Origin of the sequence: Gluconacetobacter asukensis, from assembly GCF_014174375.1 — a bacterium.
Classification (GTDB): Bacteria; Pseudomonadota; Alphaproteobacteria; order Acetobacterales; family Acetobacteraceae; genus Gluconacetobacter; species Gluconacetobacter asukensis.
On record NZ_JABEQE010000007.1, the window covers coordinates 48,576 to 62,505 of the forward strand.

The following is a 13,930-nucleotide window of genomic DNA, read 5'->3' on the forward strand; positions in this document are numbered from 1 at the left end:
CTCACGAATCGTAAGGAAGGGCAATGGGGCGATGCCGCAGGTACTGCGACGAACCGGGGAAGGCGGCGGCCGAATCCTCGGCCATCGATACGACGACCCCCGCGACCTGCGCCCCGTATGAGCGCAGCTGTTCGAGCGACGACAGGATGGCAGTGCGTGACGTTTGCAGCCACCGGCAGACGAATACGGTCTGATCGGCGACCGCGCCGTAAACCAGCCCGTCAGGCATGATCTGCAACGCGGGGCTGTCGATGATGATCAGGTTGTACGACCGCCCGATATCCTTCAGCAGGCTGCGCAGACGGGCGATTTCGGCCGTGTCGAACGAAAACATGCCTGGCGCGCCAGCCGGGATGAAATCGACGCCGCTTTCGGTGTCATGCTGCACGACGTCGGCGACCGAGGCCGTGCCGGACAGAAGTTCGCTCAGACCCCGCTGGACCGGAGCGATATCGCGCCGCTGGCGGCTCTCTCGATGGTCGCCATCGATGACCAGGGCTGGCTGGCCGCCGGCCCGCGCCAGTGTTGCCAGCCAGTAGGCCAGGGAACTCTTGCCTTCGGCCGCCGAGGCCGAGGTAATCGCCACCACCCGGCCCCGTTCGGTCATCGGTGCGGATAATGACAATTGCGCCAGCAGGCTGCGCACGGCCTCGCTGGCTGGCGAGAAGGGCGCATCGACGACATGGCGACGGATCATGCGCCCGTCGTGCCGGGGTACGCGGGGAATGGCGGTCAGCAGCGGCATGCCGATCATGGCCCTCAACTGCTCGATTTCGCCGAAGCCCGGTGACAGCAGGTCGCGCAGGAATACGGCACCGCCCGCCGCCGCCAGGGACAGGATGACCACGCCCATCAGCAGTTTCTTGCGGTTGGGAAAAGTTGGGGCGTCTGGGGCCGTGGCGTGCGAGACGAACGCCACCGGGGGCTGCAGCAGTTCGACACGATCGACCATTTCCTTCGAGCGGCCCAGGAAGGCCTCGTAGACTTCGCGGGCGCTCTGTGCCTCCTGCACCAGCATGCGGTATTCCGCCTGAGGAGAACTCTGGGTGCCGGCCTGTTCGCGCAGCGTGTCCAGATTGCGGGTCAGGCGCGTGACCTCGGCGCGGGTCGAGGCGACCTCGGCGTCGATCGAGGCGAGGGCGGCACTGGTTTCCCGCGCCATGCTGACCCGGGCCGCCGCGATCTGCCGGTCCAGCCCGGCCAGTTCGGGATGGTGCGGGCCCATCGTGCTGGCCTTCTGCATCCGTGTGCTTTCCAGTTGCGTCAGCGTGTTCGCTGCCGCCACCAGGATCGGTTGCTGGGCCAGGGTGATCAGCGCGCGGCTTTCGCCCTCGGCGTTGGCATGGGACAGGGCGTCGGCCCGCGCCTGGGCGGCGGCCAGGCGGTTCTGGGCCTGGGTCAGGCTGATCGCGGTTTCTGATATCTGCCGGTCGATCAATGGGCCGTTTCCGGCATCGTCGCCGGTATTGGTCAGATGATGTGCGGTATTGAACATGTTGGCTTTGGTGGCGGCTTCCAGCCAGCGTTCGCGCAACTGGGCCGTCCTGTTGTCGACCCAGGCGGCGGTGCGGTTCAGGTTGCCGCGCCGGGTGTCCAGCGCGATCTGTTGGTATTCGGTGACGAAGCTGTTGGCCAGGTCGGCCGCGCGCTGTCCGTCAGCGGCGTTCACGCTGATGCTGATGATGCGTGAACGCACACCCGGGGCGACGATGACAGCCGCCTGCAACCGGTCGATCTGTGCCTGGAATACTGAATCGGGATGGGCCGGGCCCGCCTTTGCGCAGAGCAGGTGGGTGTGGACGCACAGCGCGCCGCGCAGGCTGAAGGTCTGTGGTACGGGGGGCGGAGGCAGGGAGCGCAATACCGCGGCAGCCACGTCGCGCGACTGCAGGAGCCCGGCCTGGGTGGCCAGTTCGTCATCCTGAAGCCGGTCCGTCGGCTGGGCGTTCGGAAGGGCGGTCTGGTCCATGCTCGCGGGAGAGACCACGACAGTCGCCGTGGCCATGAAAGTGCGCTTCAACGAGAGTGTCACGCCGCATCCCACGAGGAACGTACCGGCACCGACGGCCAGGAACAGGGTGCGATAGCGGCGGACAAGACGAATGCCGTGCAGGAGGATGGCCCGACCGTCGCGCGCGGGAGGGGCCATGGCCAGATGGTCGGCCGTGCTGAAGTCGTTCATGCCGGACGGCGATCCCATCGAGGTCCAGAGATCGGTGCGATTGGTCAAGATTCGGTCGGTCAAGATGTGGACCTCCGTTCCAGTTGAAGGCGCCAACGCAGGACATGGTAGCCGAAGATGGGCAACCCGATAAGATAACGACGCCACAACCGTTTCGGTTCGCGGGACAGGCGTACCAGCCATTCCAATCCCATGTTGGCGACCCAGCGCGGTGGCCGCCGGACGCGCCCGGCGGCGTGGTCGACCAGGGCGCCGGCCGTGATGGCGACGGTAGGCGGTAGGCGGTCCCAGTTGTCGTGCAGCCAGCGTTCCTGGCGTGGCATGCCCATGTTGACCAGCATCAGGTTCGGGCCGGCCGCAGTGATCTGCCTGATGATATCCTCGGAATCCGTCGACCCAGCGGTGGCGTCGAAGAAGCCGTTGCGGATGCCAGCGGTTCGTACGCCGTAGCGGGCCTCGAAAGCCCGGGCGGCTTCTTCGGCCACCGACTGTTCCCCGCCCAGCCAGAAGATGCTGGCGTCGGCCCCCAGTTCCTGCAGGACGTGGCCGATCCACTCGGGCGGCGTGGTACGGTGCGGGCGCCGGCCGATCAGGAACAGCGCTGCTAGCTGCACGCCCGCCCCGTCGCAGAAGGCAATGTCGGCACGGTCGAACAGGTCGCGCAGCCAGGGCGCACGCTGCGCCAGGACCACGCAGTGAGCATTGGCGTTCACGACCAGCATTCGCGCGCGGCGACAGGCGGCCTGTGCCACATGCATGGCAAGTTCATGGCGTGGAATATCCATCAGGCGCAGACCCATGACGTGCAGCTTGTCATACGGTGTCAGGCAGGCGTGCATGGATGGCGGCGATCCGGCGTGGAGGATTGGCCCCTCGTGCCGTGCGGACAGGATGTCAGAAGGCATGGCGGCTGAGTACCTCCCGTATTACGGTGAGAACAAGGATCTTCAGGTCGAAGCGCAGCGACCAGCGCTGCATGTATTCCAAGTCCAGGGCGACGCGTCGGCGCAGATCGTCCAGCGTGACCAACTGGCCGCGCGCGCCGTTGACCTGCGCCCAGCCGGTGATGCCGGGCCTGACTTGATGACGGATGACATATTCCGCCAGCGCATCGTCCAGCAGCATGCCGCCAGCACGGGTGTGGGGGGCGTGCGGACGGGGGCCGACCAGTGACATTTCGACGCGCATCACGTTCAGCAACTGCGGTAGTTCGTCGATACTCAGCCGGCGTAGCCATCGTCCGACCGGCGTGACGCGCGGATCGTCGCGCGCGGTCTGCTGCGCCGCCATCTTGTCCGACATGTCCGTATACATCGTGCGGAACTTGAAGATCATGAACATCCGGTTGTTGAAGCCCAGGCGCGGTTGCCTGAAGAATACCGGACCGGGCGACGTCGCCTTGATGGCGATCGCTGCGCCGATCATCAGCGGAGACAACGCCAGCAGCGCCATCGCGCCCAGCGTCACGTCAAGGATCGTTTTCTTGACGACCTGCCAGTCTGACAGTGGGCGGCGCTGAAGCACCAGCAGCGGGAAGGGGCCCAACCGTTCGATCGGCAGCAGGACATCGATTCCATGAACGGTATTGGGCACAACGTAGACGTCGGATAATACGCTGCGCAGTTGCCAGCTGATCTTGGCAACCTGCTCGACCGGATCGGCGGCAGGCGGGATGGCCAGAACGATGGCATGCAGAGGGTTTTCGCGACTGTGGGCGATCAGGTCCAGCAGCGTGCCGTCGGTGATCTGGGGATTCTCGGCGGTTTCGTGGTCGTCAAACACGCCGGCCAGGCGATAGGTCGATCCGGCCTCGTTGGCGATGCGGCCGGCGAAGCGGATGGCCGTCTCATCGCTGCCGACGACCGCGATATCACGGGCCAGTTGCCGCGCGATGGCCGGGCTGCCCAGAAGGGCTATTTCGAAAATGCGTACCATGCACAGAACAGCTGATGAAAGAAGCAGCCATACCATGGAAAGTTCAAGGCACAGCACCAGCGGATGGCGCAGCATGGACAGGACGACGATATGCAGCAGCGCGCCGATCAGCAGTGGAGGGGCGAGATAGTGCAGTTGCGTGGCGGGCTGGCGTACCGTCGGAACGTAAAGCAGGACCCTGTTCTTGGGTATCATCATGAAACCAAGGCCGGACATCAGGTCGGCAAGCGGTAACGCCTTATGCCAGTCCTGATGGATAATCGCGGGCTCGATCGATGCCGCCATCAGGCTGGATGCAAGGATCGCGGCAGTGTCTATGCTGGTTATGATTCCGGACAGGACGGAATGATAATAAGGATAGGCATCCGGTTCCGTGATTGCAGGCGCGGCCATTACGGGCAGTCTGCGTTCCGGAAGGCCGAGGGGCTCCTGCAAGGGGCCGTACGATTCGCTCATACAAAGACCTCCATGGACAAGTGGTTGATTTGGAACCGTTCTTATGGTCGATAAACATTAGAGTCTAAAAAAAGACTTTTCTAAGATAATGGTGGATGAAAATCGCGATGTAATCGGAATGCTATATGCTACGTTCGCGCAAGGTAGAGGCATGAAAAATCCGCCCCGGTCTTCGGGGGGGCCTGGGCTAAGCGAGGCGCCTGCTATTGATTCTTCGATAAAATGCCATTGATGGATCTTAAAGATCCATTATACCCTAATGGATATGCCCAACGTTACGTGTAACGGCCCAAACCTGTCCGCTTCCGGGCCGGGAAGGTGGCGCGCCTGAGGCGCGAAGGAAGAATAAGGAGATAATATTTTTTTTGTCTAGTTTTTTTATGACTTTTTTTGAATCTGATCAAAAACCCTTTTTTGTTCCGTGGTTTTGTGTTGAATCGGCAACGGATGCATCAGGGGCGACCGACCGATTGGTAGCGAAAGCCCAGTTCCCGCATCGCCATGGGCTCCCAGATATTGCGCAGGTCTACGATGACATCGCCCTTCATCAGCTTGCGCAGACGTGCCGGCGACAGGGCGCGGAATTCATTCCATTCCGTCAGCACCAGCAGGATATCGGCCCCTGTCGCGGCATCCAGCGCGTCCTCGCAATACTGTAAGGTCTTGGGCAGCACGGAGCGGGCTGACTGCATGCCGGCCGGATCGAACGCCCGCAGGTGTGCGCCTTCTTCCGCCAGGCGGCGCAGGATAGGAATCGACGAAGCCTCACGCATGTCATCGGTCTGGTGTTTGAAAGTCAGGCCCAGAACGCCGATCGTCGTGTTCGCCACGGAACCGCCATTGGCGGCGATGACGCGTTCCGCCATATGGATCTTTCGCCTGTCGTTGATATCGATGGTCGTCTCGATCAACCGCATGGGCGATCCGGCATCCTGAGCGATACGGGTCAATGCCAGTGTGTCCTTGGGGAAGCACGATCCACCGAAACCCGGGCCGGGATGGAGAAATTTGCGACCGATCCGATTGTCGAGTCCGATGCCGCGTGCCACGTCATGTACCTCCGCCCCTACCCGTTCGCACAGGTCGGCGATTTCATTGATGAAGGTCACCTTCATCGCCAGGAAGGAATTGGCCGCATATTTCACCAGTTCTGCCGTTTCCAGGCTGGTGAACAGGACGGGCGCCTCGATCAGGTAGAGCGGTCGGTAAAGCTGACGCATGACCTCCATGGCGCGCTGCGTGCCGCCCGGCTTGGTGGTGTCGGTGCCGATAACCACACGGTCGGGACGCATGAAATCACCGATCGCATTGCCTTCACGCAGGAATTCCGGGTTCGAGGCGACATCGAAATCCAGTTCGGGCCGGACGCGGCGGATCAACTCCGCCACCTGCCGGCCGGTACCCACCGGCACGGTCGACTTTGTGACGACGACTGCATAATTCTTCATGCTCTTGGCAATCTGTTCGGCCGCCGCATAGACATATCGCAGGTCGGCATGCCCGTCGCCGCGACGGCTGGGTGTGCCGACTGCAATGAAGATCGCCTCGGCCGCCTGGACAGCCTGCTCGATATCGTCGCCAAAAGTCAGGCGTCCCGCTGCCACGTTGTCTGCCACCAGCTTGTCCAGTCCCGGCTCGTAAATCGGGATCCGGCCTTCGCGCAGGGCCGCCAGACGAACCGGGTCGGTTTCGACGATGGCGACGTCGGTGCCGAATTCGGCAAAGCAGGCACCGGATACGAGGCCGACATAACCGCCACCAATCATTGCGATCTGCATGGTCAACTCCTCTGGTACAGGGTCTGGTTCACGACGGGGACATTCCCTGCCGATCGGACGGAAGGGGCACCGTTCCGGCGCGTGCCGCACGCCACTGCAGGACCCGGCGTCGCATCGCCCGGGCGACTTGCCACCCCATGCGCGGTACGAACGACGGATGCCGCAGCGCCCGCGCCGCCAGGGCGCCGACCGCGCCGCGTCGAACCGCCTGGGAAAAGAAATGCGCGTCATCCAGGCGCCGCAGGCCCTCGGCCCGCCGACGCAGCAGGGCGGCCAGGTCCGGGGCGCCGTCCACAGCCGGGTCGCCGGCTAGATCGAGCGCCGATCGGGCCAGGGCGTCGTAGGCAATGGTGGTACGTGTCATGCCCGATGCCCGGCGGCTGATCGCCCCTTCGCGCTGGGTGTAAAGATAATGGGCGGAATCCAGTATCTGCAGCCGCGCGCCATGCAGCAACAGACGCACCATGAAGGTGAAATCCTCGCCGTGGCGCTGGTCTGCAGGATAGCGGATACCCGAGCGGATCAGGATTTCGCGCCGGATGACCGGCTTGAGCAGCCCCCAGTCCAGGCCCTGTCCATCGGCCAGATTATGGGCCAGATAGTCGCTCACCGTGATAACACCCGCCGAGGCGACGCCGGGGCCCATCGCCCGGCCGGTTACCCGCCGGGCCGCCGCGTCGTAATAGAGCAGGTCGTCGGCCACGATATCGATGGCCGGATCGTGCGCCAATGCGTTCGCCACGGCGTCCAGCCGATCCGGTGCATAGGCATCGTCGGCATCCAGGATGGCGATCCAGTCGCCGGCGGCCTGCGCAATGCCGGCGTTGCGGGCGGCCGCCGGGCCGCCATTGCGCTCGGTGCGTAACAGGCGGATAGTGGGATGGCGCCGCGCCAACTCTTCGACCACCGCGCAAGTCGTATCGGTCGAGCAATCGTCGATGACCAGGATTTCGGTGGCCGGCAGACGTTGCGCCACGACCGATTCCACAGCCCTCTCCACGAAACCCGCGGCGTTGTAGACCGGGATGAGGACGGAGAAGGTGCCGGTCATGCGTCGATCCTCACGAGCTGGTCGTACAGATCCTCCAGCGCGGCCGTGCAGTGCCGGATGTCGTGATGGGTGCGGACAAACCGCCGCCCGGCCGCCCCCATCCGGTCGGCCAGCATGTCGTCGCGCAGCAGCGTTTCCAGATGCCTGGTCAGGGCCGCGACATCCCGCTCGCCAAAGGCGAAGCCGGTTTCGCCGTCGACGATCCCTTCCGTCACGCCGCCACGGGCCGACGTGACGACCGGCAGGCCGCTGGCCTGGGCCTCCAGCAGCACCAGAGGCAGCCCCTCGGCGTCGCCGCTGGCGGCCGTCACGCTGGGCAGGCAGAACACGCGGGCCTGGCCCATCAACGCCAGCACCCGATCGCGCGGAACAGCGCCAAGGAACGTGATGCCGTCCAGCGATGCCGCCATCGTTTCCAGGGCGGGGCGTTCGGGACCGTCTCCCGCAATGATCAGGCGGGCTGCGGGCATCGTCTGACGCAGGGTACGGAAGGCCTCGATCAGGAAACGACAGCCTTTTTTCTCGACCAGTCGGCCCAGGAACAGGATCGTCGGTGCCCGGTCGCCGGGCGGGGTGTCGCCGGGCACGAAACGGGCCGGATCGATGCCGATGTGACGGATGTGGATCCGCGCGGCAGGCAGGCCGACGGTGATCGCCGCCTCCCGGATATGGCCGGAGACGGCGACGAAGCTGACGCTCGGTTGGTGTGCCAACCTGTGCAGACGGTGGGGATAGCGCTTCCAGCGCCTGCCGCTCCGGCCGGCCGCGAACCAGTCCATGTGGGTGGTAATGTCCGACCCGTGCAGAGTCACCAGCAGCGGGACGGACAGTCGCTGGGCCAGATGCCAGGCTTCGACCCCGTCAAAACCGAAATGGGCGTGGATCAGCGCCGGGCGCACATGCCGTGCGATGCGGGTCAGGCCCGGTGGAGCGCGATCAAGCGTGCGGGCCGCCAGGCTGCGCAGCCGCTGGGGCAGGGTGGCGGGGCCGCGATAGGCCGCCCTGGCGGACAGGCCGTCCAGCGGCAGGCGGTCGATCAGCCGTTCGCCGATCATGATAGGATTCCAGCGCCGTAGCGCCAGCGATTGGTCGCGCACGAAGGTTTCGGACAGTGGCAGAAGCTCGGTCCGATAGATTCCGACGGTCGGAGCCTCTGTCATCGTGCCTGTCCGTTGTAACATCGTTGTCCTCCGCTTCCATGTTTCTGCTGGACAGGGCATGGCGTTCATGCTTCCGGCCGTCGGCAGCGTGACGAGGGCGATTTCCACATGTCTGCCCACTGAAGGCGCAGAGATCGGAAAAAATGAGATAAATGAAGGCGAAACGATTCTAGAGTCTGGTATCGGCGTAGATGTCGGGCGTCATGATACGATCCACGACTTCATGCCAGGCCAGCATCTGGGGCTGGATGGGCTCGTCATGGGACAAGGCGTCCTGGATAGCGCGCCGGATGGAGGCGCGGTCTCCCGGTACGTAGCCGCAACGTCCCGGCTGGTCGCCCAAGGCGAATTCCGGGCAGACCGCTGGAATGCCGAACAGACCGAATTGACGGAGCTTCAGGGATGTGTCGATCAGGTAGCGAGGCGTGCCGCGATCCAGGTACGGCGCGATGCCGAACGCCGCATGCTGGACATAGGGCAGGGTCTCCGCGAACGGCATTTCCGCGTGGATGATGATATTGGGCGCCTTCAGGCCGTCCGCTGCCTTGCCTGCCCCGATGACATGAAAATCGACATCGGGAAATTCCTCGGCAGCGATGGTGAAAAATGACGCATCGAACAGCATGGACCCCATCGATATGCCGCAACGCCGGTTGTCATAGGGATCGGGATAGATACGTTCGGCGATGGCACGGTCGATACCGTGCGGAATATAGTAGGCGTTGCGCTCATGCGGCATGCCCTGGCGCAACAGGCGTGAGGGCAGGCGCACAGTATCGATACTGTCGAAATTGGCCCGGAACCGTCGCTTGATGGTCTCGGCACAATCAATGACATCCAGGTCGTCCGAGGCCAGGTAGACGATGCGCGCATTGGGGTTCAACCGTCGTACATCCTCGATGAATACCGGTGCCATACCGGATTCTATGAAGACCGTGTCGGCGTCGCTCAGCCACTGCTTTGGAATCCTTGGAATCAGGTGGCGGTAAAACCAGAACAATGTTTCTTCGACAGGAGCCAGCGCCTGGCGGCGAATGTTGAAAGGGTGCCAGGCGGTCCGCCATAGGAAACACTCAACGCCGTCGATAGTTTCCACACGATTTGCGCAGGATGCGAGATCGGCCCTGGTGTCGCCGCGATGCTCGGACAGGCGGCTGAGGCCGATGGAAAAGAACCGCGTCCGGCCGCGCTTGGCCAGTTCGGATGTGATGAAATGCACGCTCGCTTTTCGTCGCGAACGATAGTCGTGCACCGATATAACCAATGAGCCGGCCATGCCACTACCTGCCTCGTCGTTATTACGGACAACGTCGTGAAGAATGCATTACCGATTTGGGATCAAAGCCAGGCGCTTTATGCTGGTCCGGCGCATGGCAGCCCGAATCTGTAGGGGAGAAATGTTCGGATTGCAAGACGAATGAAGATCCTTCGTTCGAAAACGTGTGCTTCTAATCGGGGGTCAAATAAGGCGGATTTCTGGCAGGATCGTGTTTTTGCGAAGACGGGGAGCGTCTTGTTGCGAGAATGCGAAAAATGCTGGTATTGGCATCTCTTATTGCTTGCAACGCCGCGTTGGACGAGGATAGGTTTGAGTCAAAGCGATCGGCCATGCCTGCCGAACGGTGGCTGGCTTTCCGGATTCTTACAGGAAATACACAGATTATCAGGCGTTTCAGTCGCCAGGTCATAAAAACGGCCCATTCCTCCCGCCCGGGCAGGTATATGTCCGCTTGTCTCAATGTTGTCTCATGCGGTCGGAGCCCCGTCGGCATCGATGTCATGACGGCGTGGCCGGAATTCGCCAGCGGGGGGAGGAAAGTCGCATGTCGGACCATCTGTTCGAAGCACGATCGGAACGATCCTATCTCCTGCAACTGACCTCGCTGCGCGGGATTGCCTGCCTGGTGGTACTGGTCGGGCATGTCATCCAGGTCATCCGATATGATCCGGTGACGCGCGGGCCGTGGGGACGGGCGGCGCATGATCTGGTCACCTATCTCTTCAACGCCCAGGCCGCGGTCCTGCTGTTCTTTGTGCTTAGCGGCTGTGTGCTGTCGCTGTCGCTGCAACGGGTCGGGCGCTTCGACGGGGCGGTACTGGCGAGATTCTATATCAAACGGCTCTTTCGCATCTATCCGCTGCTGTGGGTGTCGGTGCTGGTCGCCGTCATGGTGATGCTACATGTGCGCAGCACGATGGAGGTGGAAGTCTTCGTCGACTGGCTGTCGCGCAACCTGCACGCGCCGGTTTCGCCCGTGCATGTGGGCCTGGCGCTTGCGGGGGCCTATACCCGTTATAACGGCCCCATGTGGTCGCTGCGGGTCGAACTGATCTTTTCGGTGCTCTTTCCCGTTGTCCTGTTCCTGATGCGCAACCGCGTGGCACGGCCCTGGGCCCTGGCGGGTTTCATCATGCTGGCGCTGGTGCCTATGCCCTCGGAGATCGGGCTGAATTTCGGACTTGCTTTCGCGCTCGGGGCCCTGATCCCCATGCTGCCGTCTCCGGCATGGGCAGCATCGCCAGCCTTGCCGCTGGTGGCGACGATCGTGCTGCTGTACGACCGGCTGGCGCTGGGAGGCCATGCGGTGCCCGAACAGATTTATGACGTTATCGAGACGTTGGCCGCCTTTGTGATCGTGCGCGACCTCTATGCATCGGGACGGTCGTACGGGGTGCTGACGCACCGGGTCACGATATGGATGGGAGAACTGTCCTACAGCGTCTATCTGCTGCATCTGCCGATCCTGCTGCTGCTGTTCGACCTGATGCAGGGCCATGTGGGGCTGCGTCCGCTGCTGTCCGATCCGGACGTGACACAGACGGTTCTGGCGCTGGGCACCATCTGCGTGACGCTGGCGGTATCGAGTGTGACCTACCACCTGGTGGAACTGCCCCTGCATAATCTGGGCCGTCTCCTCGCGAGCCGCCTGCCGGATCGCGCAAGGCCGCAGACCGCCGGGCGGGGCGGGGAGGTCGCGCTGGCAACGCCGGTCGCCGCCTGCGCCGAGCGTGACGGATGAGGGCGGGTCATATCGGGGCCGGACGGGCGGCCGTCGCGGCCGAGGGGCGCCTGGGAGGAATGTACCTGGTCATCGCGGCAGCGATGTTCAACCTGGTGTTATGCTTCCTCTCCAGCCGGCACTGGATGCTGGTTGGAAATTCACAGATTGCCGTGGTTGAAATCACGATCCTGGCGGCCGGTCTGTATCTGATCCGGCAAAGGATCGACCGTACCGCTCTGTGGCTCATGGCGCTGACGACGGGCTTCGTGGTCGGGGCCCGGCTGGTCAATCCGGCCCTCAGCGTGAAGATTCTGCATGATGTCGGCATCATGTACATCTTCTATATGCTCGGTCGCATGGCCAGCGAGCGAACCGCCTGGTCGACGATTCGGATCCTGATCGTCCTGGTGCTGGTGGTGGGGTTCGTCGAACTGGTCTTTACGAACATCTATGCCAGTCTCTTCAATATATGGGACTATTATGTGCAGAAGGGCGTGATCGCCAAGGACACGGTCAATTACAGCAATACCAACCTGTTTCTCAGCGGCAATCGGGGCGCGGGGGCCAGTCGCACTTTCTTCCAGTCGATTTTCGGACCGCATCGCGTCTCTTCGATCTTTCTGGAGCCGGATTCGCTGGGGAATTTTTCGGCCGTGCTGTTCGCGTGGTGCCTCAGCGTGTCGCGCAACCAGCCGGGTCAGCGCTGCGTGGTGATGTACGCCCTGGCCGTGCTGTGCTTTGTGCTGGCGGATTCTCGTTTTGCTTCGGGGTGCTGCCTGTTGATGCTGCTGGTGCGGGTCAGCCCGTTTCGCCGGTCGGCACTGGCGGCGTTTCTTTTCCCGATCCTTATCGGGACGCTGCTGACGCTCGTGGGCACGATGCATGAATTGCCCGGCGTCCTGCCGGCCATCATCAAAGACGATTTGGCCGGTCGGCTGATCTTTTCGGGCCGGCTGCTGGATTACTGGGGTCTCGGCCAGTGGTTCGGGCTGGCACCGTCGCAGGTGTACACCCTGGATACCGGTTACGCCTATGTACTGAACAATCTGGGGGCGGTCCTGACCCTGTTCTATCTGGGCCTGTTCGCGTTTCACCCGTCCCGCACGCCCGAAGGCGCGACGATGAAGACCATGATCTCGGTCTACTTCGCGACATCATTGTGCATCGGGGCCTCGGTCTTCACGATCAAGACGGCAGCGTTGCTGTGGTTCCTTTATGGCGTCACCGATGCGATGGGGCCAGCAGCCCTGCGTATCCGACCCCGCATGATCCGGGTGCCGGCCGGCATGGCCGTGCCGTCCCTGACCAGACGATATGGAAAATCCCATGCGTAGTCTGATGATCTTCTTCCCGGCCATGCTGGCTTTGTCCGCCGCCGGCCGGACGGTGCCGGCACAGGCACAGGAATACAAGGGCGTAAACCTGGCAGGGGCAGCCTATTCCTCGAACAAGATTCCCGGTCGCTATGGCTATGATTACCTGTTTCCCAAGCAAGGCGAGGTGACGTATTTCCACGACAAGGGCATGAACATCTTTCGCCTGTCGGTCCTGTGGGAAAGGTTGCAGCCCACGCCTGGCGCGGCGCCGGATGCCGATTACATGAAGCGCATCCAAGCCTTCGCCGACCAGGTTCGGGCTGTGGGGGGGACCGTGATCCTCGACGTCCACGATTACGGCCGTTATCGCGGGAAACTGATCGGGGGAGACACGGTCTCGGCAGACGATTTCCGCGACCTGTGGACGCGTCTGGGCGCGACGCTGCATGACAGGCACGATATCTGGTTCGGCCTGATGAACGAACCGCAGCAGCAATCGGCCCGCCAGTGGCGCGACATCACCCAGCAGGCGATCCTGGGCATCCGGAGCGCCGGGGCCAGGAATCCGATTCTGGTGTCGGGCATCGGCTGGGATTCCGCGCATGGGTTTGCAACGCAGAACGGGCCGGATATGGCGGCGTTGAAAGACCCGGCCCATGCTCTGATTTTCGAGGTGCATGAATATTTCGACAGGGACAGTAGTGGCCGGAGTGCTGAGTGCGTCCCGGCAGAGCAGGCGATCGGGCGCCTGACATCCTTTACGGCATGGCTGCACCAGACAGGCAATGTCGGTTTCCTGGGGGAATTCGGCGTGGGGCGGAATGCGGCATGCCTTGATGTGCTGGAGAAGGTCGCCGCCTATCTCGCGGTGAATCAGTCGGTCTGGCGTGGCTGGACCTACTGGGCAGCTGGTCCGCTATGGGGCGAATACATGTACACGCTGGAACCGACGCGCGACGGGCAGGATCGGCCGCAGATGCAGGTTCTGGAACGGCATCTGAACCACCATGAGGGATGACCGGCGCATCAGAAATAGAGCGGAGCAGGAAA

10 protein-coding genes are annotated in these 13,930 nt (G+C 62.9%); 3 read left to right on the forward strand and 7 right to left on the reverse strand.

Annotation, left to right across the window (positions count from 1 at the left end):
* Nucleotide 1 precedes the first annotated feature (1 nt).
* From HLH35_RS09635 to HLH35_RS09665, 7 genes are all read right to left on the reverse strand, one after another.
* Complete coding sequence (locus HLH35_RS09635; RefSeq protein ID WP_246374466.1) at nt 2–2,245, reverse strand: GumC family protein; 2,244 nt, start codon at nt 2,243–2,245, stop codon at nt 2–4.
* Nucleotides 2,242–3,087: a WecB/TagA/CpsF family glycosyltransferase gene (locus HLH35_RS09640; protein ID WP_246384992.1), complete on the reverse strand. Its 846-nt coding sequence runs from the start codon at nt 3,085–3,087 to the stop codon at nt 2,242–2,244. The genes HLH35_RS09635 and HLH35_RS09640 overlap by 4 nt, the downstream gene beginning before the upstream one ends.
* Nucleotides 3,077–4,573 carry an exopolysaccharide biosynthesis polyprenyl glycosylphosphotransferase gene (locus HLH35_RS09645; RefSeq protein ID WP_182968874.1) on the reverse strand — a complete coding sequence of 499 codons (1,497 nt, stop codon included), beginning with the start codon at nt 4,571–4,573 and terminating at the stop codon, nt 3,077–3,079. Before HLH35_RS09645 ends, HLH35_RS09640 begins: the two co-directional genes overlap by 11 nt.
* A 452-nt stretch (nt 4,574–5,025) precedes the next feature.
* Nucleotides 5,026–6,351: a UDP-glucose dehydrogenase family protein gene (locus HLH35_RS09650; RefSeq protein WP_182968873.1), complete on the reverse strand. Its 1,326-nt coding sequence runs from the start codon at nt 6,349–6,351 to the stop codon at nt 5,026–5,028.
* Between the two features lie 28 nt (nt 6,352–6,379).
* Nucleotides 6,380–7,402 (reverse strand): glycosyltransferase family 2 protein, encoded by a 1,023-nt coding sequence (locus HLH35_RS09655; RefSeq protein WP_182978940.1) that lies wholly within the window; start codon nt 7,400–7,402, stop codon nt 6,380–6,382.
* Entirely contained in the window at nt 7,399–8,562 is a 1,164-nt protein-coding gene (locus tag HLH35_RS09660; protein WP_246374463.1) for a glycosyltransferase, read from the reverse strand. Before HLH35_RS09660 ends, HLH35_RS09655 begins: the two co-directional genes overlap by 4 nt.
* Before the next feature lie 169 nt (nt 8,563–8,731).
* On the reverse strand, nt 8,732–9,781 hold the full coding sequence (locus tag HLH35_RS09665; protein WP_338029326.1) for a GumK N-terminal domain-containing glycosyltransferase: 1,050 nt from the start codon (nt 9,779–9,781) through the stop codon (nt 8,732–8,734).
* A gap of 604 nt (nt 9,782–10,385) precedes the next feature.
* On the opposite strand from HLH35_RS09665, the gene HLH35_RS09670 reads away from it, so the two are divergent.
* Genes HLH35_RS09670 through HLH35_RS09680 form a run of 3 tightly spaced genes read left to right on the forward strand, consistent with a single transcriptional unit; the run spans nt 10,386 to nt 13,898 of the window.
* Nucleotides 10,386–11,582: an acyltransferase family protein gene (locus HLH35_RS09670; protein WP_182968869.1), complete on the forward strand. Its 1,197-nt coding sequence runs from the start codon at nt 10,386–10,388 to the stop codon at nt 11,580–11,582.
* Entirely contained in the window at nt 11,579–12,898 is a 1,320-nt protein-coding gene (locus HLH35_RS09675) for a polysaccharide polymerase (protein WP_246384993.1), read from the forward strand. The genes HLH35_RS09670 and HLH35_RS09675 overlap by 4 nt, the downstream gene beginning before the upstream one ends.
* The gene (locus tag HLH35_RS09680) at nt 12,891–13,898 is read left to right on the forward strand and encodes a glycoside hydrolase family 5 protein (protein ID WP_246384994.1); all 1,008 of its coding nucleotides are present in this window, start codon (nt 12,891–12,893) and stop codon (nt 13,896–13,898) included. The genes HLH35_RS09675 and HLH35_RS09680 overlap by 8 nt, the downstream gene beginning before the upstream one ends.
* Nucleotides 13,899–13,930 lie beyond the last annotated feature (32 nt).